Origin of the sequence: Mycolicibacter sinensis, from assembly GCF_001673565.1 — a bacterium.
GTDB classification, from domain to species: domain Bacteria; phylum Actinomycetota; class Actinomycetes; order Mycobacteriales; family Mycobacteriaceae; genus Mycobacterium; species Mycobacterium sinense_C.
This window is the reverse complement of the sequence record NZ_LZMF01000008.1, coordinates 1-23,448: the sequence shown is the minus strand read 5'-3', so window position 1 is coordinate 23,448 and position 23,448 is coordinate 1. Positions and strand designations below refer to the sequence as shown.

Genomic DNA, 23,448 nt, shown 5'->3' with positions numbered 1-23,448 from the left:
ATGATGATGGGAACTGCGAGCGATATCACAGTGGCTGGCATCGGGGAATCGGACGGCGAAATCATCGAGGATTCCGCGTCCGAAACGCCCTCTGATCCTGCGGCCGGGGCCGGCTCCGAAGACGAGAACCCAAAAGATGAGGGCACCCACACACCCCGCCGCCGATGGGTCAGATCAGCGTTCCGCTCGATCGCTGCGGTCGCTTTCGTCGCGGTGCTGACGGGGGGCGGTTACGAAGGCTGGCTGCTGTTTCAGCTGCACCAGAAGGACATTGCTGCTGCGCAAGCACTCGATGCGGCAAACAAATTCGCGGTCACGCTCACCACGACAGACCCAAATGCGGTCGACCAGAACTTCACCGACATCCTGGGCGGCGCAACAGGTGAATTCAAGGACATCTACACCAAAGCCAGTTCACGCCTTCGCAAGATGCTGATCGACAACAAGGTCGCGACCCAAGGAACGGTCGCCGACTCGGCGGCCAAGTCGGCGACCAAGACCGAGGTCGAGGTGTTGTTATTCGTCAGGCAGTCGGTGACCAATTCGGCCAGCCCCGATCCACGCTCCGATGTCACCGCGGTCACGATGACGATGGAGAAGGTCGGCGGGCGTTGGCTGGCAAGCAAAGTAGTCCTCCCGTCAGAGCAGGGGTAACGAACGTGAAGCTCGCGATAGGTTTGGCAGCAGTGCTGTCCGTGGCAACGCTGGTGGCGACCGCGCCGGCCGCGCGAGCGTCCACCGAGCAATTCTGCGGCGAACTCAACGCGACGTGGGACGGGACACACTGTACGACCCTGGTCACCTCCCAGCGCAAAGCGGAGATGTTCATCTCACTCGACCTACCGGCGCAGCTGCTCGACAATCCCACGTCGGGGCCGGTGTTGCGCAACTATTATCACCGACTGATGGACGGCTGGCGCAAAACCGGCGCTGAGACGCCGCGGGACAGCAGCGCATCCACCGACTACCAGCTGTTTCCCGGGCCGGGGGCGGTGCAGTCACTGATCGTGCACGAGAACTTCGAGCCGTTCGGCATCCAGGCCAACAATGCCTACCGCTCGTTCGTTTTCGATATGTCCAGTGGCCGAAGGCTCACGCTCGCCGACCTGTTCAAGCCGGGTGTCGACCCGATGCAGGCGATACCGGTGGCCGCCGGACCGGTCTTGTCGGCCGCGCTGGACGCTGCGCGGCCTCCTCACCAAGCCAACACCTATCCTTTTACCGTCCAGGAGTTCGAACCCGGCCCTGATGGGCCCGGCTACACCGGCGACTACCGAGCCTTCGGGTTAGCCGCTGACCACCTAACCTTGTACATGCCCGATGACTCGATGCTGCGGGAAAACCCAAGTCCGCAAGACCGATACGTCTGGTCGATGGACGGCGGAACCGTTATCGTCGAGGTACCGCTGTCCGCACTGGCGGGATCACTGCGTCCGGAATACGGTGGAGCGTAGGTGGATTCAGAATGAACCTTGTCGACCTGATGACGTTGCCGGCTCGTGTCGCACGTGCTTTCGGTGAGGCGAGCCTCGGCATCGCACGCCTGGTTGAGCCCGATGGTCCCGTCCGTCTGGCGTATCAGGCCGCTGCGATGACCGGTGAGGGTCGTCCGCTTGGCCAAGCGATCGCTCCCGGGGGCGTTGTTGACCGGGTGTTGGACGAGAACGGTGTGGTGTCGCGACTCACGCAAGTCGGTGGTCCATTGGATCGGCTGATCGAAGAGGGTGGCCTTATCGATCGGATGGCCGCCCCCGGTGGTGCCATCGATCGACTCCTGGACCGCGAAGGTGCGATTGATCGCATGCTTGCCGAAGGTGGCGTCATCGATCGATTGCTCGCCAAGGAAGGTTTGATCGAGCAACTAGTGCAGGAAGGGGGAGTGGTCGACAACCTCAACGAACTGGTCGCTGCAATCGTAAATGTCCTGCCCGTGGTCGAGCGGCTGGCCCCCGTGATCACGCAGATCGCTCCCGTTATCGAGACACTGGCGCCGCCCATCACACAGCTGGCGCCGGCGCTCGCGCAGGTGGAGCCATCTATCGAACAGCTTGCCCCCGCGGTCGAGCAGGCCGTTCCCGTGGTGATGCAGCTCGCCCCGGCGATCGAACGGGCGGTCCCGGCGGTAGAACAGCTTGCGCCGGCCATTGTCCTGTTGGCCCCGGTGATCGAATCCCTCGGCCCTATCATCAAGCGGTTCGACGACTCGTCACAGGCGCTCGCCTCTGCGGTGGAGCCGCTGCGGGAGCTCAGAAAACGCATGCCCGCGGCGGGCCGGCGATCCGAGCGCAAGAGTAGGGCAGCATCGATTCTTCCTGCCGGAGATGGTCCAGAAGACCAGTGATTCGGTGAGATCGCCGTCGCGAGTTACTGCGTTTCTCTACTCAAGCTGAATGGGCCGACATCGGAGAGCCGGTATCACGGTGCATGGTTCGCGCCGCGGGATCAGGCGAGATGTGTCCACCGCTTGTCTGGAGTCGGTTCAGGGCGAGATGAATTCGGCTGCGAGGATGGCCATGGCGATTTCACCGCGGACCTGAATGTATCCCTTCGTCAATGCGTGAGTGTCACCGTGTGTAGACCCGCATCGGCAGGCCGCCGGCCAGACCAATGGAGACGTGGAGCTCATGTTTGGGCGTCCAGCCTTCTTTGATCCGGAACCTGTAGCGTTGCAGGACCGTCGCGAGTGTGATAATTCCTTGGATGTAGGCCATCCGCGAGCCCATGCACTTACGGGGCCCGGTGTTGAACGGAATGAAGGCGTTCTTGTCGATCTTGTCGGTGAGGAACCTGCTCGGCTGAAACGTTTCTGGGTCACGCCAGAACCGCCGGTCCCGATGCAGCGCGTAGGGCGAGATGACTACGTGCGAGCCCTTAGGAATGAAATAGCCACCGATCACATCGTCGGCCTGCGTGGTGCGCCAGTTCATCGGCGCGGCCTGAATACGCTGCGCCTCGTCGAAACACGCACGCAGATACGGTAACTGGGCCACATGCGCGTATTCGAGCGGTACGCCGTCGAGCGCATCAACCTCCGCGTAGGCGTTGGCCAGCGCCTCCGGGTTGCGGCACAGCAGTGCGATGGTCCACGTCAGTGCCTCGGCCGTGGTGTCGTGACCGGCAAACACCAGTCCCAGCAGCTCCGAGCGCATCCGGCCGTATTGGTGTTGCGGGGTTCCGTCGAATGGCATCGATAGTGCGACGTCCAGCAGATCCTGATCACCATCTCGTGGGTTGGCTAGCCGCTGCGCGATCATGGCGTCCAGCTGGCGTAGCAGGAAGCCCTGCGCGGCCTTGCCGGTGCGTGAGCGCGGTCGCGGAATCCATTCTGGGAGTGGGTGAGTCGCCATTCGGGCGACGACGTACTGACCGTACTCGAGTGTCGCGCTCACCCATCGGTCAAGGGTGTCGGTGTCGGGGTTCTGATGGAACATCGCTCGCAGCAGACCGGCCATGACCACCCGACCGAACTCATGCTCGAGGTTGACCATCCGATGGTCGTCAGCGTAGGTCCGCCAGGCGTCGACCTGCTCGGTCACCGCAGCGATCATCTGGTCGCTGACGTTGGCGAGTGCCGCCTCGCCGAAGTGTGGGTTGAATGCTCGGCGGACACGGCGCCATTCATCGCCTTCCAGAAGCGGTAGCGCCGGTGGCTCGCCGGCGACCAATTCGCGTGCCATTGCGACCTTGGTATACCGGTCGTGATGACGCGTCATGATGTGCTCGACGTGGTCGGGGTGGCTGACCAGCGTCACTGTCAGTCCCGGGAAGGGCAACGGAATATTCACCACGTCACCGTACTTAGTCGCCAATTCTCGCCACGGAGCGAAAAGGTCGCGCGCAATACGTATCCAAAGCGTGAGCGCGTCAACACCAGATGGCCCAGGCGGGCGCTCCGTGGTAGCAACAGGTACGTTGTGTGCATCGGGGGTGGTGTCTTTTGACCCGTCCCTCGCGTTGCTTATCGTCATCGCTTGGCCTCCAAATCTCCGCCGGATAAGTGGATTGCTTGGGCCGGACAGATCATGGCGGCCTGTTGGGCAGCCTCGGTGTCCTCGGGTGGCACCGGGACCGGTCCGTCGATCAGCTTGTCGCCGGACCGCACACCGGAGGTGCCATCCTCGCGTTCGGCGAAGACATTAGGTGCGGTGATCAGACAGAACCTGGAGCCCATGCACATGTCGGAGTCCACGCGGACATGCATCACATTCTTTTCGGTCATCAACGCACCGTTTCTGTTTCGCGGTCGGAACGACCCCTATGATTCGCGGCGACGGTGGGCTGCGCCGGTGGCAAATACGACGGCATCACACCACTGGGCCATCTGACTAACTGTGACATCCTGCCGCTACCTCCACGTTGCCGAATGACCGAATCTCCGTATGCATTGCCGCAGTCCGCTGGATAAACGTTCGTATACGAGGCGTCCATGCTCGACATGCACGGCTCGGCGAGATCAACTTTCGGTGTTGCCGCAGCGCGGCATGGAAAGCAGGACTACACAAAGCACTATATCTGTAGCAGCTGTCCATTGCAACAGGGGATTTGATGTCGGCCCGCGCCTCGAGGCGGTCGAGAATCGAGGCCCTCGGCGTGACACATCGGGGTGTCACGTCCCTGTCGCCGTGGACCTTTCGGTGTCAGTGATGCCGAGGCTTTCTCGTGTGCATCGATCTGCCGGTGTGCATGGGAGCGGCCACCGCGGTGCGTCGGTCGGCGGTCGGGAACGCTACGTTCGGATGCCTGCACCGCCGGCAGGCTTGGCCGGGTGCATCATTGAGCGGTTGGTTGAGCTCGACTGCGACTCCTGATGGCGATAATCGACCCAGTGCCCCATCGATCCATGTGATACGTTGCGTGCATCACTTGTAGTGCATATTATTTATGCTGTGCCTGAGTCAAGCATGCGTGACTTGTCCGCCGTCGGTTCTGGCCGCTCCTGGTTCGTCGATATTCTGATGAAGTTGGGGTCGGTATCGCGGCCCTCGGCTTCGCTTGATCCGTTGATTGATGCAACCGAGCGAGCGGTGAGTCGGAACGGCGTGCGGCGCACCACGATGTCTGACCTTGCACGTGAGATGAAGGTCGCGCGCACTACGTTGTATCGCCAGGTTGATTCGGTGGACGATGCGATCTTGCTGGCCGGCGCTCGCTCGATGTACCGCTTCTTGGACGAGCTCGCCGTCGCGTCGCTTGCTGGGACCGCGTGGTCGACGTTATTCGTGGACACGTTGGTGCACGTTGTGGCACAACGCTACGAGAACCCACTGGTGCGGCGGATGTTCGAGCATGAGCCGGAGTTACTGGGGGAGCTGCTCTCCCAGGGCCGCTTTTCTCCGGTAATCAGCCGGCTTGCCTCGGTCGCGGCGCCCGTGCTTGAAACCGCCATCGCCGCCGGACAACTGCGTGCAGCCGACCCCACTGTGATGGGGGAATCATGGTTGCGAATGGTGATTGGGTTGATGCTGTGTCCGCCGGCGGGCGACATCCGGGAAATAGTTGAGTTCATGGTCGCCCCGGTGCTCGCGGGCCATTCAGGCGGCGTCGAGGATGAAGGCTAGCTAAAACAACGGGTGCTATGCCGATTCAGCCTTGACGACGTCGAGCATGTTGCGCACGCGAGTGAACTTCACCCTCGGGCGCCCGGCACCTTCGCCCCGTGCACATTCACGGGCGTCGATGGCAGCCCAGCCCTGGTAATCGATGACGTCCCCGACACGTTGGGCCACGATTCGGGCGACCTCGTCTGGCGTGAGTGTCGAATTGTGCGATAACAACCCGGAGCGCGCATCACTGAGCAATGCTTCTACGGTCTCTTTGGCGCACAACCGATTCGTTCCGATGACTCCGGTTGGACCGCGCTTGATCCAGCCTGCTACGTAACTTCCGTCAACACCCGTCACGCGACCGAATTCGTTCGGGATGATGCACCGTGTGTCGTCGAAGGGGAGGGTCGGCAAGGGCGTGCCCGCGTATCCCACCGCATGGACGACCAGGCCCGCGTCAAGAGACTCTGTCTCTGATGTCGGCTGGGCGAGGATGCGACCCGCATCCTGCACAGCTTGGGTGCGGGCCACATCAATCGATTCAACTCGATTCTGGCCGTGGACACGTGTTGTCGCGGTGTTGAATCGCAGCACAATCCGCCGTGTGGCATGCGACATCGGGCGTCGGGCGAAGCTGCGCAACGTTTCGAGATTTCTGCGCGTGGTGGCGTCTTGCGGCTCATCATCGACATTCAGGTCGAGTGGATCGACGACCACGTCCACGTCGTCGAGTTCACCCAGTTCCACAAGCTCGGCGTTGGTGAAGGCCGCCTGTAGAGGCCCGCGCCGGCCGAGCACGAAAACGTCGCGAATATTGCTGTGCGCCAAAGCCTCCAATGCGTGGTTGGCCATGTCGGTGGTCGCTAGGTCGTCGACGCGCTTGGCCAACATTCGCGCGACGTCGAGGGCTACGTTGCCGTTGCCGATCACGACTGCACGTTCACACGACAGATCGACCGAGAGGTCAGCATGTCGGGGATGGCCGTTGTACCAACCGACGAAGTCGGTTGCTGAGTGATTTCCGGTTAGACCGTCGCCTGGGACGCCGTTGCGGCGTCCGCGGTCGGCGCCAACGCAGTACACAGTCGCGTCGTACCACTCGGCGAGTTCGGCACAGGTGATGGTGTTGCCGATCTCGACATTTCCGAAGAAGCGGAACCCACGCCGGTGGGCGGTCTTGTCGAACGCGCGGGTGATGGCCTTGATGTTGGGGTGGTCGGGCGCGACACCTGCACGGATGAGTCCGAAAGGTGTGGGGAGCCAGTCGAACATGTCTACGGTTGCCGGTGTCTGGTCCTGATTGAGAAGGTTCTCGGCGACATAGAACCCGGACGGGCCGGAGCCGACCACGGCGACGCGCAGTGGTTGGCCAATCATCGGTTGGTGTAGAAGTCGGCGTTGGATTGGATGTATGCGCTCCACTGGACGGGGACAGCGGTGTCCGGGTATATCGCCTCGACCGGGCACGCCGACACGCAGGCATCGCAGCCGATGCATTCGTCAGGGTTGATGTAGAGCTGCGTTGCTTCGGCGAATCCTGGCTCGTCGGGTGTCGGGTGGATGCAGTCGACCGGGCAGACCTCGGTGCAGGAAGCGTCCTTGCAGGACATGCAGGGTTCGGTAATCACATACGCCATGTTGTAGAACTCCTTTGGAGTGTGTGTTGCGTGATCGTTTGGGTGCTGGTCGATTGGCCCGGTCGAGATCCCGCCGTACGCCGGGGGATGAAACGTTGCCGCCACCGTTTGCACTTTTCGGTGGCTTGTGACCCGAGCTGATGGGGGTTGGCAGCATCTGCAGGACGCCGACGAGGATGTCGGTGTGGGTGTCGTTTCGTTTGGTTGTTTTAACGGCGGGTGACAGTGCAGGGCACGCCACCTTGGATGGTGACGGACTGGGTCATCTTGTGTTTGGGGGTCCAGCCCGGGCGCAGGTGGATGCGGTAGCGCTGCAGGATCAGTGCGGTGAGCAGTTGTCCGTTCTGGTAGGCCATGGCCATGCCGATGCATTGGTGGGGACCGGTGCCGAACGGGATGAACGCCGTGTTGGGCCGCGCGGCGACCTGGTCCGAGTCGAAGTGGTGAGGGTCGTAGACCTCAGGGCGCGCCCACCAGCGCGGGTCGCGGTGCAGCGCGGTCATGCACGCACCGACGAAGGTGCCTTTGGGGATGTGGAAGCCGGCGAGCTCGTTGTCGGCCTTGGAGAAACGTTCGTTGAACGGGTGCCCTTGTAGGCGCTGCGCCTCATCGAAGCACTGCTTGGCCCAGTCCAGTTTGTTCAGGTGGGCTGCGGTCGGCATGTCACCGCCGAGAGCATCGACCTCATCGTAAAGACGCTGCTGGGCAGAGGTATTCGTGGGCAACAGACTGAACATCCAAGACAGGACCGCCACCACGGTGTCATAGCCGGCGACCATGAGGGCCGCGGTGTCGATGGCGCGTGCCTGCCGGTCGAGCTGGCTCTCGTCGGGCAGGCGGGCATCGACGAGGATCTGCAACAGGTCGTTGTGTTTGACCGACTCACTGGCACGGGTGTCCAGTATCTCGTTGACCGTGCGCATCATCCGCCGGAAAGAATTGAGCAGGTTGGGCGCGCCGGGGATGGGAAGGATGTTGGGCGGACGGCGAGTCAAGGTAATTGATGCCGCTGACGCCAGGATCTCACGCAGGTCTTGGTCGTAGGTGTGGACTTGTCCATCGGTGAGTTCGATGGAGAACATGTTGCGCATGAACGCCGGGAGCAGGATTTTGCCGACCTCGTGTTCGAGGTCGATCTCGTGGCCGGTGTCGACGAAGGACTCCCAGGAGTCGAGGCGTTTCACCATTTCGTCGACGAAATCGTCGGCCAGGGTGGCCAGAAACCGTTTGCCGAACATCGGGGTGTAGAGCTGGCGCCGCTGGGTGTACTCCTCGCCGTCGAGCCACGGCAGGCCCATCCCGACCTTCTGTTTGACGAAGTCGGGAAAATCCGGGAAGCCGTAGTTACCCGAGCGGTCGTGGAAGACCTCGCGGACGAGGTCGGGGTGGTTGATGATGACGCGGTCGTAAAAGGGTAGAGGGAGGCGGAAGATGTCGCCGTACTTCTGGGATGCCCTGTGCAAGTAGGTGAATGGGTCGCGCATCAGCTGCGGTGCGACCCCGATGATGGGTAGGCCCGTGGGGCCGGGGATGCGTGGGTCCGAGCCGCGCCGCAGCGTGGCCACCGGGGCTCGTGTTAGGCGGAAGATATCGCCGAGGCCGGTGGCGGTGGTGATGTGAACGGCAGGGTCAGGTCCGCTGGTGTGGCCGGGCCAGGGACAGGCCGGGGCGCTGGTCATAATCTCTCCCTGATTGGGTAGGGGTCAGTGCTGGTCGCGGGTGAAGGGGCGCACAGCGGGTCCGCGCAGGCCGCGGAAGACTTTTTGCAGGGTGCCGAACACCAGCTTCACGGTGCGTTGTTTGGGGGCGCGGATCGGGATGGGCATCATCTGGCCGAGCGCGCCGAGCAGATCGTTATCGGTGTCGATGCGCGCGATCAGCCAGCCGCGTTCGGCGTCGCGGTCCATGATGTAGCGGTCGACGCCGACCAGTTCGATCGCGCGCGGGGTGAATCGGAAGCGCCCAATGGCCCGGTACGGAACCGTCAGTCGGACCTTGCCGTCGAAGAAGTCGTAGTAGGGCAGCGCGCGGATGGTGTCATCCTGGGGGTGGAACACCAGGTCCGGGCACAGCCGGAAACCCGCGTGGTACAGGTCGCATTCGAGTTGGCTGGCGGTCCAGGTGCGCGATGCGGTCGTAGGGTCGGCGTAGACCATGTTATCGGTCATGCAGGCGCGCAGCGCGACAATGTCTCGTTGCTCCCACGCGTCGAACCACTTGATCAGAAAGTCTGTCAGCCCGTCGGCGGGCAGGCCCAACTTGACATACATGTCCTCCTGAGCTCGAACCTTGGCGAAGAAGTCATCCCATAAGTCGATAGAGGCCTGGTGCTTATCGGAGTAGCGGGAGCGATCGGGAACCCCTTGGGTCGGCTTCGCCGCGGACCTGTGTTGTGTGGTGTCCTTACCGATTGGCGCTGCGGTCATGCTGTTCTCCTCGTCGTTGAGCGGATGTGCGCGGCGTGGCGGCAGGGTGCCGACCACCGTAACTGCGCTACATCGTATGCAGAATGTGTAGCGAATGACAAGAGCTTGCGCTACAAAATAATCAACTGCTGTATTTAGTGTCTGGGGTCGGCGTTCAGAGTGCGCTGCGCGGCGAGCCCGGTCGTCGCGGGTACTCCCGGCTGCCGGTGGATGCCGTCAGCAGTCTGACGATGCCGTCCGGATCGGCCCCGAACCAGACAGCGGAAGTCCGCCGGCGACGTTGAGTACGGCGGTCACTCAAAAGACGTCAAAGCGTTCGACGACATTCCAAAGCTGGTTTCTCGGTGCGAAGACCTTCAATGCGGTGGGGCCGTTCGAGCCGAGGTCGCGCGCCAGGTCAACGTGGAAGTTCGCCGCGGCGGGTCCTGGTACGGCAACGTTGACCGCCGAGTTGCCGATGAAATCTCGAACGGACCAACCGGTCGTGCGTTGGCGAAGACCATTGACGAGACCCGGGATCCTGCCGCCAACTACACGGAATCCAGGCCGGGGATCAACGTACCGTGCATTGCCGCACACTGTCACGCGACTGGGGGCGGTCATCGGGCGACTCCGAGTAGCTGGACCGGGGACAAACGTCGTCGATGTCATCGCCGAGCCAGTACCCCGGGTATGTCGAAATCCCGGGGACCGTGGACATCGGTCGGCGAGCCCGGCTGATCCCCGTGTACGTCGCGATCCCGATTCCAACGCTCTCGTCAACCCGACAGCAGGCACCGGAGATCCGGCGTCGAACGATTCGGGATATCGCTACGTGCGGTGGTTGGGTAAACGGGTTGCCAAGTGCGCCAACATGTATCAGCATGCCGGTTCCGCTCATCGCGTGGGCGCTGATATCCGCTTCAACACTGCGGGACGCCGCGCTCAACCTGAAACATCGGAACCGATTCGAGACGATGGTGTCGTTGGTTGTTCAGCGGCGGGTGACGGTGCAGGGCACGCCACCTTGGACAATGGTGGCCCCCGCCATCTTGTGTTTGGGGGCCCAGCCGGGGCGCAGGTGGAGGCGATAGCGCTGCAGGATCAGTGCGGTGAGTAGCTGTCCGCTCTGGTATGCCATGGCCATGCCGACGCATTGGTGGGGACCGGTGCCGAACGGGATGAAGACGGTGTTGGGCCGCGCGGCGACCTGGTCTGAGTCGAAGTGGTGGGGGTCGTAGACCTCTGGACGCACCCACCAGCGCGGGTCGCGGTTTTGCAGGGTCTGAGACGCGAAGATGAAGGTGCCTTTCGGGATGCGGAAGCCGGCGAGCTCGTTTTCGGCCTTCGACCAACGGGGGATGGCGGGACCACCCTGCAGGCGTTGTGCCTCATCGAAGCATTGCTTGGTCCAGCCCAGTTTGTTCAGGTGGGCCGCGGTCGGTATGTCACCGCCGAGGGCGTCGACTTCATCGTAAAGACGCTGTTGGGCAGAGGTATTGGTGGGCAACAGGCTGAACATCCAAGAGAGCACCGCCACGACGGTGTCGTAGCCGGCGACCATGAGTCCCGTGGCGTCGGTTATGCGTGACTGCCGGTCGAGCTGGCTTCCGTCGGGCAGGCGGGCATCGACGAGGATCTGTAGCAGGTCGTTGCGTTTGACCGACTCACTGGCACGGGAGTCCAGTATCTCGCTGACCGTGCGTAGCATCCGCCGGAAAGACCCGACCACGTTGGGCACTCCGGGGAGGGGAAGGATGTTCGGCGGACGCACGAACATCGACCCCGACGAAAAGCCGGCGAGGATCATGCTCAGGTCTTGGTCGTAGGTGTGGACTTGTTCATCGGTGAGTTCGATGGAGAACATGTTGCGCATGAACGCCGGGAGCAGGATTTTGCCGACCTCGTGTTGGAGGTCGATCTCGTGGCCGGTGTTGACGAAGGAGTCCCACGAGTCGAGGCGCTTTGTCATTTCGTCGACGAAATCGTCCGCCAGTGTGCCGAGGTACCGTTTGCCGAACATCGGGGTGTAGAGGTTGCGCCGCTCGGTGTACTCCTCACCGTCGAGCCACGGCAATCCCATCCCGATCTTCTGTTTGACGATGTCGGGAAACTCCGGCAAGCCGTATCTTGTTGCTTCGCGGTCGTGGTAGACCTCGCGGACGAGGTCGGGGTGGTTGATGACCACCATGTCGTGCACGGGTACGGGGATGCGGAAGATGTCGCCGTACTTTTGGGATGCCTTGAGCAGGTATGTGTATGGGTCGCGCATCAGCTGTGGTGCGACACCGACGACCGGTAGGCCCTTCGGTCCGGGGATGCGTGGGTCCGGGCCGCGCCGCAGCGTGGCCACCGGGGCTCGTGTTAGCCGGAAGATATCGCCGAGGCCGGTGGCGGTGGTGATGTGAAGGGCAGGGTCAGGTCCGCTGGTGTGGCCGGGCCAGGGACAGGCCGGGGCGGTGGTCATAATCTCTCCCTGATTGGGTAGGGGTCAGTGCTGGTCGTGGATGAATGGGCGCACGACGGGTCCGTGTAGGCCGGGGAAGATTTTCTGTAGGGTCCCGAGCACCAGCTTCACGGTGCGTTGTTTGGGTGCGCGGATCGGGATGGGCATGACCTGGCCGAGCGCACCGAACAGGTCGAAGTCGGTGTCGATGCGCGTGATCAGCCAGCCACGTTCGGGGTCGCGGACCAAGTTGTAGCGGTCGACGCCGAGCACATCGAAGGAGCGGGGGGTGTACCGGTAGCGCCCAATAGCCCGCCACGGAAAGGTCACCCGGACCTCGTCGTCGAGGAAGTCGTAGTAGGGCAGTGCGCGGATGGTGTCATCCTGAGGGTAGAACACCATGTCCGGACAAATCCGGAAGCCCAGACTGTACACGTCGCATTCAAGTTGGCTGGCCGTCCAGTCCCGACACGCGGTCGTAGGGTCGGCGTAGACCATGTGGTCGTTGAAGCAGGCGCGCAGGCCGGTGATGGACCGCTTCTCCCAGGCGTAGAACCATTTGATCAGAAAGTCGGTCAGGCCGTCCGCGGGCATACCCGCCTTGACATACATATCCTCCTGCGCGCGAACCTTCACGAAGAAGTCTTCCCACAAGTCGATAGAGGACTGATGCTCGTCGGAATAGCGGCCGCGGTCCTCAATCAACATCGCCGGTGTTATTGCCTTGGCATTTGCAGGCGTCCCTGATGTCTTCGGGGTTGCTGCCGATCTCGGTGCCACGGCTCTGGCACTGGTGTCCACGGGCTGGCGGTTTGCGGGGCTGCTGGTCATAATCTCTCCCTGATTGGGTAGGGGTCAGTGCGGGTTGTTGGTGAACGGGCGTACGACGGGTCCGTGTAGGCCGGGGAAGATTTTCTGTAGGGTCCCGAGCACCAGCTTCACGGTGCGTTGTTTGGGTGCGCGGATCGGGATGGGCGATACCTGGCCCAACAGGCTGAGCAGATCGTTGTCGGTGTCGATGCGCGCGACCAGCCAGCCCCGTTCGGGGTCACGGACCAGGTTGTAGCGGTCGACGCCGACCACATCAAACGGGCGGAGGGTGTACCGGAAGCGCCCAACCCACCGAAACGGAACGGCCAGCCGGACGTTACCGTCGAGGAAGTCGTAGTAGGGCAGCGCGCGGATGGTGTCATCTTGAGGGTGGAACACCATATCCGGGCACGCCCGGAAAAGAATGTTGGCAAAGTCCAACATCACCTTGTCCGCGGTCCAATGGCTAGACCCGCTCATGGGTTCGGCGAAGGCAAGGTCATCGGCCATCAAGGCGCGCAGCGCGACAACGTCACGTTGTTCCCACGCGTCGAACCACTTGATGAGAAAGTCTGTCAGCCCATCGGCGGGCATGCCCGCCTTGACAAACATCTCCTCCTGCGCACGAACCTTCACGAAGAAGCCATCCCATAAGTCGAAAGATGGCTGATGCTTGTCGGAGTAACGGCCACGTTTCGCAACGATCAACGATGTCGCCGTCTTCGATGGCGCCGCAGCCACCGCGGACTTCTGTCGCTTGGTGCCCTTGTCGATTGGCTCTACGGTCATGTTGTTCTCCTCGTCGCTGAGCGGAAGTGACCAGGTGGCGGCGGAGCGCCGATCACCGGGACTGCGCTACATACTATGCAGAATGTGTAGCGGCTGGCAAGATCTCGCGCTACAAAATGACCAACTGGTGTATTGAATGTTCGTTTATCTGGCGCGGGCCTGCGGAGAATCGTCACGGGAAGGTAGATTTCTATGAAAATAGTTGGTGGACAGCATCATTGGTCCCGCATCCAAACCGTCACGGTGGCCTGTCGATCGCGGACCAGCGTGGGCTCGGGGATGTCGTCCAATTCTGACGTGATCTGACACGTTGGCGTCCCCAGGGGCACTTCACCCGGCGTAGCCCGTGATGATGGGACGTCGAGGTGCGTGCTCTTGCGCGGTCGCCGACACCTGATCCGCCTTCGAAGTCGTCACCATCGTTGACGGGCTACCCGACCGATGGAGCCGTCACGCGGCGAGCCCAGGCGATGATCGTCAATCGCTCAACCGAGGTCAACCTCGGCCAAGCCGCGAAACACGTCCCCGTGAGCAACCGCTGCCGATGCTTCCGGGATCTGGGAGTTATCCCAACGATGAATCTTTTCTGTGCGAACTCATTTCGGTTTTTTGCTGGTGAGTAGGACCGGTTTGACGACCTGACCGCTGTGGAACATGTCGATGGCGTCGTTGATCTTCTCCAGGGGGAAGGTCTGGATCAGCTTGTCGAACGGGAACTTGCCCGCGCGCCAGAGTTCGGTCAGTTCGGGGATGAGCGTGTGCGGGTCGGCGTCACCTTCGATCACGCCGGTTAACGTCCGTCCAAGCAGCAGATGACCTTGGTCGATCGTGATCTCGTTCTGCAGTGACTTGAGTCCGAGCGTCGCGCATGTCCCTCGGGGGCGCAGTGTTTCCAGCGCCTGTCGGATCACGGTTCCCTGGCCGACCGCTTCCACGTTGTAGTCCAGGCCGCCGACTTGTTTGCCGATTTCACGCACGAGATCGGTGTGCTCGGCGGGATTGAAAACGTGTGTGGCACCGAACGTCTCGGACATCGCCAGACGATCGGGGTTCACGTCGACGGCGACGATCGTCTCGCAGCCGACTGCCTTGGCGGCCATGATGGCGGCAAGTCCGACGCTTCCGATTCCCCACACACCGATGCTCTGGCCGGGTTGTAGCCGTAGAACGTTGAGCACCGTACCGGCGCCGGTGAGTAGGCCGCAGCCGAGCGGTCCGAGCAGCTCCAACGGCAAATCCTTGTCGACTTTGACCGCATTGCGGGCGCTGGCGACCGCGTGTGTGCCAAAGGATGATTGCCCGAACCAACTGCCGTGCACGTCGTTGGAACCCTGCTGCATCGTCGGGCTACCGTCGAGCCGTGTGCCAACGTAGTTCAGCGCCGGAAAGAGCTTGCAGTAGGCGGGATGTCCGGACACGCAGGCGGGGCATCGCCGGCACGAGTCGAAGCTGAGCACCACATGGTCGCCCACCGCCAGGGTGATGACGGAGTGGCCGACGGCCGCTACCACGCCGGCACCTTCATGGCCGAAGACGGCGGGCAGGGGGAAGGGTATCGTGCCGTTCATTGCGCTGAGGTCGGTGTGGCAGATTCCCGCGCCTGCGATCTCGACCAACACCTCGTCGGGTTGCAGTGCGGTGAGCTCGACGTCTTCGATGCAGAGCGGTTGGTTCCTCTCGCGCAGCAGTGCTGATCGCATCACTATCAATTTTCCCTTCGCGGCTGCCGTGGTCCCATTGTTGGTCGACCCCAGACTGTCACTGACCGTGCGTACAGTCAATATACTCGTTGGCCGTACGTACGGCTAGAGTGTGACGATGGCGGGGAAGTGAGGATGTAATGACCGCAGGGACGGGTGGCAGGAACCGTATCCGGGATGCAGGTCGCGCAAATGACATCCTCGGCGCCTTCACTCGCAACATGGCCCGCCACGGATACGCGGGTAGCAACTTCAGCGAGATCGCGAACGAACTGGGCATCTCAAAAGGGACGATCGTCCACCACTACGGCACCAAGGACCAGCTGTTCGCCCGGATGCACGACTCGTACATGGAGCGGCGACTCGGCGAGGCGAACGACGTTGTGGCGCGGCTCGAGTCGCCCGATCAGCGTCTGGCCGGGCTGTTGTTCGCTTTCATGCTCTACCAGGAGGTGGATCGGGATGCGACGGTCGCCTTCCAGCGTTCGATTGCGACCGTGGCCACGCATGACGCGCTGGCGCACGGTCGAGAACTGCGAGCCAGCTACCTGGCATTGGTTCGCGGCGTGTTGGCCGATGGTGTCCGCGCCGGCGTGTTTCGTCCACTGGACATCGAGGTTCAAAGCTTGTTGATCTTCGGATCTTCGCAATGGGCATGGACGTGGTTTCAATTGCATGACCGAAAGACCGCCCTGGAGATCGGCGGCCAATTCGTGCAGCTCGCGTTGGGCGGCTTGCTAGTCGATCGTCTCTCGCTGGACTCCCTGGCCGATCCGGCGGGCGCCGTCGCCACTACCGTCTTCGACATCGTCGCGCAGCATTCAACTTCGCCGTAGGTCCACTCTTGTAACTGACCGTACGGGCGGTTAGCCTTGAAGCGTTGCCTGCACAGCGCACCACAGGCCGCACAGCGAGCGTGGGTGCATTTGACGGGGAGTTCTCATGACTGACGTACCGCACTACGAGATGTACATCGCCGGCCGTTGGCGCGGCGCTGAGGAGTCATTCGAAGTGCGCTCGCCCGCGCGCAACGAATTGATCGCCACCGTCGCCACAGGTGATCTCGCCGCGGTCGAGGAGGCGGTGGCCGCGGCAAAGGCCGCACACGAGACAGGCGTGTGGCGGAGCAAGACACCGCAGCAGCGCGCCGACATCCTTGACGCGATCGCCGACAATATGGCGGCGCGAATCGATGAACTGAGCGCGCTGCAGGTCAATGAGAACGGCGCGACGGTCCGCAGCGCCAGCACATTTCTTGTCGGCTACTCGATTGCACACCTGAAGTACTTCGCCAACCTCGCCCGCACGTACGTGTTCGAGGCGACCGGACCGCTGATCGACGTTCCGGTTTTGGGTGCCGGGCTGATCCGCAAAGAACCGGTTGGCGTGTGCGCAGGCATTGCCCCGTGGAACTTCCCACTGCTGCTCGCGGTCTGGAAGATCGGGCCCGCATTGGCCGCCGGAAACACCATCGTGGTCAAGCCGGACAGTCAGACCCCGCTGACCCTACTCGAATTAGCCCGGGCAGCAGACGAAAGCGGCCTTCCAGCTGGAGTGCTGAACGTGGTAACAGGGCCCGGATCCGTCGTCGGGGCCCGGCTGGCAGAGCATCCCGATGTGCGTAAGGTCGCATTCACCGGATCCACCGAAGTTGGCAAGACGGTCATGCGTGCGGCTGCCGACAACGTCAAGAAGGTGACGCTCGAGCTCGGCGGCAAGGGCGCCAACATCGTTCTCGACGACGCCGATCTCGATCTGGCGGTGGACGGATCGCTCTTCGCGTTCCTTCTGATGAGCGGCCAGGCGTGTGAATCCGGGACACGTCTGCTGGTTCACGAATCCATTCACGACGAATTCGTCGACCGCCTCGTGGCGCGGGCGAAAACCATCAAGCTGGGCGACCCGATGAACCCGGCTACCGACATCGGCCCACTGATCTCTGAGAAGCAGAAGGAGCGGGTGGAAAAGTACATCGCGCTCGGGCAGGAAACCGGCTGCAAGATCGCATACCAAGGCTCGGTCCCCACTGAAGCCGATCTTGCCGAGGGACACTGGGTCGCGCCGGTCATCTTCACCGGCGCCACCAACGATATGCGCATCGCCCGCGAAGAGATCTTCGGACCGGTCCTCGTCATCATCAGATACTCAGACGATGATGAGGCGGTGACGATCGCCAACGACAGCGAATACGGATTGTCCGCAGGCGTGTGGAGTACGAATAACGAACGAGCGCTTGGGATTGCGCGTCGACTCGACTCGGGGACCGTATGGATCAACGACTGGCATATGGTCAACGCGATGTACCCGTTCGGCGGCGTGAAACAAAGCGGCATCGGACGCGAATTGGGCCCGGACGCTCTCAACGAGTACGTCGAACCGAAGTTCGTTCATATCGACATGACCAACGACCGCGCCCGACGGGCGTACGCGGTCGTCGTGTCGGCGCCCGCCGACGTTTCGGCCTCCTGACGAGTTGACGGCAGGTCCGATGATCGGGCCGATGCCTGCCCACTCCGAAATGCGGTTGGAGTCGGCGCCGGGTGGTCCGGAGTTCACCATGCGCACTGGTGTGGTCTGGTCGCACCAGTGCGCATGGCAGGGACGAGTGCCGCGCAGATCAGCATCGTGGTGCTCTACGACTGCTACACCGACACCCCACTGGTAACGCTCGAGGATTATCGCTTTTGTCAGACGCGCGACACTAGCGGCCCGTGGGGGCATGACACCGCTTGTCGGAGGCGCTTGTCCAGATCCGCGGGCACGGCGGTGACTGTCGGGTTGACTGAAACGAGCTCGTTCTGGTGAGCGGCAACAGCGTTGTGCTCGAACGTTATTCGACGCCGATTCTCGGCCAGCATGCAGAGGACTCGACGACCGATCTGACGCTGCTGCAGCTCACCGTTGAATACGGCGAGGTTAGGGCGGAGTTCTTGGATGCTACCGCCCAATTGAAGATTCCGCCCGGGCGACGCTCCTGACGTGGACCGTTGTAGAACGCTGCTGCACCCGGCACTCGCTGATGTGGTGGCCAACGCGGTTTGGGATTGCGCTTCTCGTGACTCTCTTGAGTGTGGCGGCACGCACATCCACCAGCTCCTACCCGCTCTTGTTCTACCGACAGTCGGGTGCGTACACTGACCGTACGACCGGTCAATAGCGAGGGGGAGTTCCTGATGCGCGAGTCGATGGTCGGTGACCAGGCTGGAGCAGTGTCGAGCGCTCGGGCTCGGATTGATCTGGCGACCTTGCACGAGGCCATCGCGGAGATCAAGCGGGAGGAGATTTGTCTCGTGGCGGGCGCGGTGCGGCGATCCTGGGCAGAGGTTACCGAGCGCACCCGGCGCATCGCTGCGGTTTTGTGCGAGGCGGGGTTGGGGCGTCGCTCATTCGACACGCTACAACCGTGGGAGTCCAGCAACGATCACCTGGGAATCCTCTTGTTCAACGGGCCCGAATACCTCGAGACTCTGTTGGCTGCCCACAAGGCAAGTGTCGCGCCGTTCAACCTCAACTATCGCTACACCGCAGACGAGTTGGCTGAAATCCTTATCGATGCGGCCCCGGAGGCGCTTGTCTATCACGCGCAATTGGCACCGACGCTGGCCGACGCCCTTGCGAGGGTCAAGAGGCCTCGCCTGTTGCTACAGGTCGCTGACGGCAGCGGAAACCGGTTGCTGCCCGGCGCAATCGACTTCGAGGTCGCTATCGCTGCTGCCGATCCGGCAACTGCGCTCTCGCCGTCCTCGCCTGAGGACGTGCATCTGCTCTACACGGGTGGTACCACCGGCCGCCCGAAGGGCGTCATTTGGCGCATCGGCGATCTGGTAGCCGGGCCGCTCGGTGTGCGCGATCGCCACGGTCGACCGCTGAGCCTCGCCGAAGCCGTGCGACGCGCGGCGGGGGATGCCAGTCCGGTGCTGCCTGCGCCGCCGTTGATGCACGGTGCGGGAATGTGGTTCGCGCTCGGCGGGTGGCTGACCGGGGCGCCCGTCGTGCTGCTGGAACGAACCCAACGGTTGGACCCGGCGGAGCTGCTGGACACCTGCGAGCGCGAAGCAGTGGCGTCCCTGTTGATCGTCGGAGATGCCTTCGCCACCCCGCTGATCGACGAGCTGACACACAAACCGCGAGATCTTCGGCTCACCTCGATCGTCAACTCCGGCGCTCCGCTTCGCGCCGTACTCAAGGCGCAATTGGAATCGCTTACCGGCGCGCGGATGGTAGACACCCTCGGCTCCTCGGAAACGGGTCAGCAGGCCACCCGTAGCGGTGCCGGGCATTCCACCCGGTTCCAGCCGCGGGGCGATGTTGCGGTGCTCAACGATGCCAAGACCGCGATACTGCCGGCCGGTTCGGACGAGATCGGTTGGCTGGCTCAGTTCGGCCCCATCCCAACCGGTTACCTCAACGATCCCGAAAAGACCCGTAAGACCTTCGTGGCGATAGCCGGCATGCAATGTGCGGTGCCTGGGGATCGGGCTCGACGACTCGCCGACGGGACGATCGAGCTGCTCGGTCGTGAGGCCACGACAATCAACACCGGCGGGGAGAAGGTTTTCGCCGAGGAGGTCGAGGCCGGTGTGCGGAGCATTCCCGGCGTTGCCGACGCGGTGGTGCTGGGCCGTCCCAGCCCGCGCTGGGGGCAGGAGATTGTCGCCGTGGTCGCGATGGCGCCAGGGGCCGGTGAGGTTACCGATGAACAGCTCAGGGCTGCATGCGGTCAGCACCTGGCGAGGTACAAGCTGCCGAAGGCATTCATCCGGGTCGGGCAAGTCAAGCGGCATCCAAACGGCAAGGCTGACTACCTCTGGGCGAATTCAATTGTGCAGGAGGCGAAGTGACGATAAACGTCTCCACTCGGCACAGTGAGTGGCCAGATCTCATCCACCCGGACACCTTTGCCGACGGAATCCCTCACGATCTGCTCGCTCAGGCGCGCAGTCAGGCACCGGTGATTTGGGTCGACGAACCCGCCGCAGGCACGTTCGAGGGCGGTCCCGGTTTCTGGGCTGTGCTGCGTCACGCCGACGTTTCACACGTGTCAAGGCATCCGGAGCTGTTCTCGTCGTGGGAGCGGACGGCCTTCTTGCGCGATCCGCGGCCCCAGGACTTGCCTGTACTGCGCCGCATGATGCTGCACATGGACCCGCCACAGCACAGCAAGCTGCGCAAGATAGTCAACAAGGCGTTCACCCCCCAGGCCGTCCGGACACAATTGGCATCGGTGATTGACGACCACGCCCGATCGGTGGTGGATGCCATCTGCGAGCGTGGCGAAATCGATTTCCTCACCGACGTCGCCGCGGAGATGCCGCTGCTGGTGCTGGCCGACATGCTCGGTGCCCCGCGTGAGGACCGCGGGTTGCTCTATGACTGGACCAACCGACTGGTCGGAATAGACGACCCGGACTATGGCGGCGATCCCAAGGTCTACATCTCGGCGTTCATGGAGATGTTCGCGTACGCGCGCCGCCAGACAGAGGCCAGGCGCGCCCAACCGACCGACGATTTGTGGAGCACCATCGCCAACGCGGAGGTCGACGGTGACCGGCTCAAGCCCGATGACCTGGACCGTTTTTTTCAGCTACTCATGGTCGCAGGCAATGAAACCACCCGGAATCTGATCGCTGGCGGGATGGTGCTATTGCACGACAACCCCGACCAGTTCGAGATGCTCAAGGGCGACCTGTCGCTATTGCCCGGCGCGATCGAGGAGATGCTGCGCTGCACCACTCCGGTAATCCAGTTCCGACGCACCGCCACGCAGGACACCGAGGTCGCGGGGCAGCCCATCGGTGCCGGAGACAAGGTTGTGATCGTCTACGCGTCGGCGAACAGGGACGACACCGTTTTCGAGGACCCGAACCGATTCGACATCACCCGCGACCCGAACCCGCACATTTCATTCGGCGACGGCACCCATTTCTGCCTGGGAGCCAACCTCGCGCGCCTGGAGGCCCGCGTGCTGTTCACCGAACTGTTCACCCGACTTCCCGACCTGCACCTGTCCAGACCCTACGAGCGGATGCGCTCCAGCTTCATTCATGGCTTCAAGCACATGCCCGCGGCGTTCACACCCACCAAAGCTCCACGGCAAGCGTCCTCAGCCGCGGAGGTCGGGTCCCGCTCAGTGGTTGCTGCGCAGGCAGTGCGGTCGCCCGCACCGGCCACTCACCGGCACGACACCCCACTGCTTGTGTTGTACGGATCCAACTTCGGCACCGCCGAGGACGTCGCCGAACAGCTGGCCCGCGAAGCCGAGGCCCGCGGCTTCGCGACCACGGTCGAGGCCCTCGACGAGCGGGTGGATGCGCTACCGACCGACGGCGCGGTCCTGCTCACGTCATCCACGTACAACGGGACGCCTCCGGACAACGCCAAGGGGTTTCACGACTGGATCGCCACCACAACGAGGTCGCAGCAGGGTCGAAAGTTCGCCGTGTTCGGCTGCGGTGACAGCGACTGGTCGGCGACCTTCCAGCAGTTTCCGAAGCTGATGGATGAGCGACTCACCGCGCTCGGCGCCACGTGCGTGCATCTGCGCGGGCAGGGCGACGCCAGTGGCGACTTCGACGCCCAGCTGCAATCCTGGACCAAGGCATTGTGGCCTGCCCTTGCCGAAGCGCTGGGCATCGACCTTGCGGAGCCTGCCGCCAGCACGGAACCGAGATTCACCATCGAGGTGATGAGGGGGGATGGGCGCAGTCCGTTCAGCGAATCGCTCTCGGCATATCCAGTGACCGTGGAGGTCAATCGCGAGCTGGTGCGGGAGACCCAACACGGCCTGCCGGCAAGATCGGTCAGGCACATTGAGATGCAGCTTCCAGATGGTGTGACCTACGAGGCCGGCGACCATCTCGGGGTCATTCCGCACAACAGCCCAGCGCAGGTGCAGCGTGTGGCCGGCCGGTTCGGCTTCGAAACGCACAGCGTGATCAAACTGCACGCCAGCGGGGCCACGAAAACGTTTCTCCCTGTGGGGGAGCGCATTTCAGTACAGTCACTGCTGGCCGACTATATCGAGCTCGGCCAGACCGCCAGCCGCCGCGATATTGCCGCCATGCTGCGCTACACCGAGCATTCACCTACGCACGCCAAGCTGGAGCAGCTGCTGGACGAGGACAGCGACGCGTACCGCACACAGGTGCTCGCGAGTCGCCGCAGCGTGATCGACTTGCTCGAGGAACATCCGGAGTGCGCGCTGCCGTTCAGCGTCTACCTGGAGATGACGCCTGCGTTGTCACCGCGGTATTACTCCATCTCATCCTCAGCCCAGGTGTCCCCGACGAAATGCAGCATCACCGTCGGTGTCCTCAATGGGCCGGCCAGGTCCGGCCGCGGCACCTTCGACGGCGCATGCTCCAGTTACCTCGCCGCCCGCGATCGCGAACAGGTCGTCGATGCGTTCGTGCGCCAGACCGGATCCAAGTTCCGGTTGCCCGCCGATCCGGCCACGCCGCTGATCATGATCGGGGCGGGAACAGGAATAGCGCCCTTCCGGGGATTCCTGCAGGAACGTGCGGCGCTGGCCGCGCAGGGCGTGCCTCTCGGTACGGCGATGCTGTTTTTCGGCTGCCGCCACCCACAGCAGGATCAGTTGTACGCCGATGAGATCCGCGACTACGAACGGGCCGGCATCGTCCGTCAAGTGTGTGCCTATTCGCGGCTGCCCGAGGGACCTCGCACGTACGTCCAGGACCGGCTGGGTGCGCTCGGTGAAGAGATCCACGCCTTGCTCGCCGGCGGCGCGTTCGTCTACGTCTGTGGTGCCACCACGATGGCCAATGGTGTGAGGGCGGCGCTCGAAGGCATCCACCGCACCTATGTCGGTGCCACCGAGCATGAGGCCCGGCTGTGGCGCGAGGAACTCGAAGCCGCCGGGCGGTATCTGGTCGACGTATGGGCCAGCGAATAGGAGGCAGGGCCGCGAGCCAGGGACCGTGACGTGCCGTTTGTCAACGTCTACGGTGAGCACGACTACGTGACACCGCCACCCTCGGTGACACCGCTTGCCGGTCCACTCGGGGCTCAATGTCCGACATGAATCGTCCCGGCGTGTCCGGAGACTCCGTTCCTTGGGAAGGATGGAGTCATGTCAGGGAGTACGTCGAAGAGGTA

General features: G+C 62.8%; 21 protein-coding genes. 10 read left to right on the top strand and 11 right to left on the bottom strand.

Annotated elements, in window-relative coordinates; translation table 11 throughout:
* The 3 genes from A5648_RS01810 to A5648_RS01800 are packed head-to-tail and all read left to right on the top strand — an operon-like array spanning nucleotide 1 to nucleotide 2,341.
* Nucleotides 1-654: a hypothetical protein gene (locus tag A5648_RS01810; RefSeq protein WP_065022908.1), complete on the top strand. Its 654-nt coding sequence runs from the start codon at nucleotides 1-3 to the stop codon at nucleotides 652-654.
* On the top strand, nucleotides 612-1,454 hold the full coding sequence (locus tag A5648_RS01805; protein ID WP_234787252.1) for a mannan-binding family protein: 843 nt from the start codon (nucleotides 612-614) through the stop codon (nucleotides 1,452-1,454). Before A5648_RS01810 ends, A5648_RS01805 begins: the two co-directional genes overlap by 43 nt.
* 11 nt (nucleotides 1,455-1,465) lie before the next feature.
* Nucleotides 1,466-2,341: a hypothetical protein gene (locus tag A5648_RS01800; protein ID WP_065022906.1), complete on the top strand. Its 876-nt coding sequence runs from the start codon at nucleotides 1,466-1,468 to the stop codon at nucleotides 2,339-2,341.
* Between the two features lie 223 nt (nucleotides 2,342-2,564).
* Here A5648_RS01800 and A5648_RS01795 read toward each other — a convergent pair whose 3' ends face one another.
* Together A5648_RS01795 and A5648_RS01790 are read right to left on the bottom strand one after the other, a co-directional pair.
* Entirely contained in the window at nucleotides 2,565-3,968 is a 1,404-nt protein-coding gene (locus A5648_RS01795; RefSeq protein ID WP_082966280.1) for a cytochrome P450, read from the bottom strand.
* Nucleotides 3,965-4,219, bottom strand: a complete 255-nt coding sequence (locus tag A5648_RS01790) for a ferredoxin (protein WP_065022905.1) — start codon at nucleotides 4,217-4,219, stop codon at nucleotides 3,965-3,967. Before A5648_RS01790 ends, A5648_RS01795 begins: the two co-directional genes overlap by 4 nt.
* Nucleotides 4,220-4,886: 667 nt before the next feature.
* Here A5648_RS01790 and A5648_RS01785 point away from each other — a divergent pair.
* The gene (locus A5648_RS01785) at nucleotides 4,887-5,558 is read left to right on the top strand and encodes a TetR/AcrR family transcriptional regulator (protein ID WP_131810504.1); all 672 of its coding nucleotides are present in this window, start codon (nucleotides 4,887-4,889) and stop codon (nucleotides 5,556-5,558) included.
* 15 nt (nucleotides 5,559-5,573) lie between these two features.
* On the opposite strand, the gene A5648_RS01780 is transcribed toward A5648_RS01785, so the two are convergent.
* The 9 genes from A5648_RS01780 to A5648_RS01745 form a co-directional block, all read right to left on the bottom strand.
* Complete coding sequence (locus tag A5648_RS01780; RefSeq protein ID WP_065022903.1) at nucleotides 5,574-6,920, bottom strand: FAD-dependent oxidoreductase; 1,347 nt, start codon at nucleotides 6,918-6,920, stop codon at nucleotides 5,574-5,576.
* Complete coding sequence (locus A5648_RS25010) at nucleotides 6,917-7,180, bottom strand: 4Fe-4S dicluster domain-containing protein (RefSeq protein WP_065022902.1); 264 nt, start codon at nucleotides 7,178-7,180, stop codon at nucleotides 6,917-6,919. The genes A5648_RS01780 and A5648_RS25010 overlap by 4 nt, the downstream gene beginning before the upstream one ends.
* Before the next feature lie 209 nt (nucleotides 7,181-7,389).
* Nucleotides 7,390-8,859, bottom strand: a complete 1,470-nt coding sequence (locus A5648_RS01770; protein WP_082966279.1) for a cytochrome P450 — start codon at nucleotides 8,857-8,859, stop codon at nucleotides 7,390-7,392.
* Between the two features lie 24 nt (nucleotides 8,860-8,883).
* Complete coding sequence (locus tag A5648_RS01765; protein WP_131810503.1) at nucleotides 8,884-9,663, bottom strand: nuclear transport factor 2 family protein; 780 nt, start codon at nucleotides 9,661-9,663, stop codon at nucleotides 8,884-8,886.
* 240 nt (nucleotides 9,664-9,903) lie between these two features.
* On the bottom strand, nucleotides 9,904-10,209 hold the full coding sequence (locus A5648_RS23580; RefSeq protein WP_131810502.1) for a hypothetical protein: 306 nt from the start codon (nucleotides 10,207-10,209) through the stop codon (nucleotides 9,904-9,906).
* A gap of 370 nt (nucleotides 10,210-10,579) precedes the next feature.
* Entirely contained in the window at nucleotides 10,580-12,052 is a 1,473-nt protein-coding gene (locus A5648_RS01760) for a cytochrome P450 (protein WP_082966278.1), read from the bottom strand.
* Between the two features lie 24 nt (nucleotides 12,053-12,076).
* Complete coding sequence (locus A5648_RS01755) at nucleotides 12,077-12,862, bottom strand: hypothetical protein (RefSeq protein WP_131810501.1); 786 nt, start codon at nucleotides 12,860-12,862, stop codon at nucleotides 12,077-12,079.
* 24 nt (nucleotides 12,863-12,886) lie between these two features.
* On the bottom strand, nucleotides 12,887-13,630 hold the full coding sequence (locus A5648_RS01750) for a nuclear transport factor 2 family protein (protein WP_109470648.1): 744 nt from the start codon (nucleotides 13,628-13,630) through the stop codon (nucleotides 12,887-12,889).
* Nucleotides 13,631-14,226: 596 nt separating this feature from the next.
* On the bottom strand, nucleotides 14,227-15,330 hold the full coding sequence (locus A5648_RS01745; protein WP_065022898.1) for an NAD(P)-dependent alcohol dehydrogenase: 1,104 nt from the start codon (nucleotides 15,328-15,330) through the stop codon (nucleotides 14,227-14,229).
* Nucleotides 15,331-15,470: 140 nt separating this feature from the next.
* Here A5648_RS01745 and A5648_RS01740 point away from each other — a divergent pair, with 140 nt between their 5' ends.
* From A5648_RS01740 to A5648_RS01720, 6 genes are all read left to right on the top strand, one after another.
* Nucleotides 15,471-16,166 carry a TetR/AcrR family transcriptional regulator gene (locus A5648_RS01740; RefSeq protein ID WP_065022897.1) on the top strand — a complete coding sequence of 232 codons (696 nt, stop codon included), beginning with the start codon at nucleotides 15,471-15,473 and terminating at the stop codon, nucleotides 16,164-16,166.
* Nucleotides 16,167-16,272: 106 nt separating this feature from the next.
* Nucleotides 16,273-17,799 carry an aldehyde dehydrogenase family protein gene (locus tag A5648_RS01735; protein WP_065022896.1) on the top strand — a complete coding sequence of 509 codons (1,527 nt, stop codon included), beginning with the start codon at nucleotides 16,273-16,275 and terminating at the stop codon, nucleotides 17,797-17,799.
* A 123-nt stretch (nucleotides 17,800-17,922) separates the two neighbouring features.
* The gene (locus A5648_RS25055) at nucleotides 17,923-18,135 is read left to right on the top strand and encodes a hypothetical protein (protein WP_065022895.1); all 213 of its coding nucleotides are present in this window, start codon (nucleotides 17,923-17,925) and stop codon (nucleotides 18,133-18,135) included.
* The gene (locus tag A5648_RS23875; protein ID WP_165607284.1) at nucleotides 18,132-18,308 is read left to right on the top strand and encodes a hypothetical protein; all 177 of its coding nucleotides are present in this window, start codon (nucleotides 18,132-18,134) and stop codon (nucleotides 18,306-18,308) included. Before A5648_RS25055 ends, A5648_RS23875 begins: the two co-directional genes overlap by 4 nt.
* A 147-nt stretch (nucleotides 18,309-18,455) precedes the next feature.
* Nucleotides 18,456-20,171 (top strand): AMP-binding protein, encoded by a 1,716-nt coding sequence (locus tag A5648_RS01725; protein ID WP_234787251.1) that lies wholly within the window; start codon nucleotides 18,456-18,458, stop codon nucleotides 20,169-20,171.
* The gene (locus A5648_RS01720; protein ID WP_065022894.1) at nucleotides 20,168-23,245 is read left to right on the top strand and encodes a cytochrome P450; all 3,078 of its coding nucleotides are present in this window, start codon (nucleotides 20,168-20,170) and stop codon (nucleotides 23,243-23,245) included. The genes A5648_RS01725 and A5648_RS01720 overlap by 4 nt, the downstream gene beginning before the upstream one ends.
* The last annotated feature ends 203 nt before the right edge of the window (nucleotides 23,246-23,448 follow it).

What these genes read in the sequence shown, in the direction of transcription:
- A5648_RS01795 (WP_082966280.1), bottom strand. Translation starts at nt 3,968, where the DNA reads ATGACGATAAGCAACGCGAGGGACGGGTCAAAAGACACCACCCCCGAT.
- A5648_RS23580 (WP_131810502.1), bottom strand. Translation starts at nt 10,209, where the DNA reads ATGACCGCCCCCAGTCGCGTGACAGTGTGCGGCAATGCACGGTACGTT.
- A5648_RS01780 (WP_065022903.1), bottom strand. Translation starts at nt 6,920, where the DNA reads ATGATTGGCCAACCACTGCGCGTCGCCGTGGTCGGCTCCGGCCCGTCC.
- A5648_RS01735 (WP_065022896.1), top strand. Translation starts at nt 16,273, where the DNA reads ATGACTGACGTACCGCACTACGAGATGTACATCGCCGGCCGTTGGCGC.
- A5648_RS01800 (WP_065022906.1), top strand. Translation starts at nt 1,466, where the DNA reads ATGAACCTTGTCGACCTGATGACGTTGCCGGCTCGTGTCGCACGTGCT.
- A5648_RS01740 (WP_065022897.1), top strand. Translation starts at nt 15,471, where the DNA reads ATGACCGCAGGGACGGGTGGCAGGAACCGTATCCGGGATGCAGGTCGC.
- A5648_RS01790 (WP_065022905.1), bottom strand. Translation starts at nt 4,219, where the DNA reads ATGACCGAAAAGAATGTGATGCATGTCCGCGTGGACTCCGACATGTGC.
- A5648_RS01745 (WP_065022898.1), bottom strand. Translation starts at nt 15,330, where the DNA reads ATGCGATCAGCACTGCTGCGCGAGAGGAACCAACCGCTCTGCATCGAA.
- A5648_RS01810 (WP_065022908.1), top strand. Translation starts at nt 1, where the DNA reads ATGATGATGGGAACTGCGAGCGATATCACAGTGGCTGGCATCGGGGAA.
- A5648_RS25010 (WP_065022902.1), bottom strand. Translation starts at nt 7,180, where the DNA reads ATGGCGTATGTGATTACCGAACCCTGCATGTCCTGCAAGGACGCTTCC.
- A5648_RS01755 (WP_131810501.1), bottom strand. Translation starts at nt 12,862, where the DNA reads ATGACCAGCAGCCCCGCAAACCGCCAGCCCGTGGACACCAGTGCCAGA.
- A5648_RS01770 (WP_082966279.1), bottom strand. Translation starts at nt 8,859, where the DNA reads ATGACCAGCGCCCCGGCCTGTCCCTGGCCCGGCCACACCAGCGGACCT.
- A5648_RS25055 (WP_065022895.1), top strand. Translation starts at nt 17,923, where the DNA reads ATGGCAGGGACGAGTGCCGCGCAGATCAGCATCGTGGTGCTCTACGAC.
- A5648_RS01750 (WP_109470648.1), bottom strand. Translation starts at nt 13,630, where the DNA reads ATGACCGTAGAGCCAATCGACAAGGGCACCAAGCGACAGAAGTCCGCG.
- A5648_RS01760 (WP_082966278.1), bottom strand. Translation starts at nt 12,052, where the DNA reads ATGACCACCGCCCCGGCCTGTCCCTGGCCCGGCCACACCAGCGGACCT.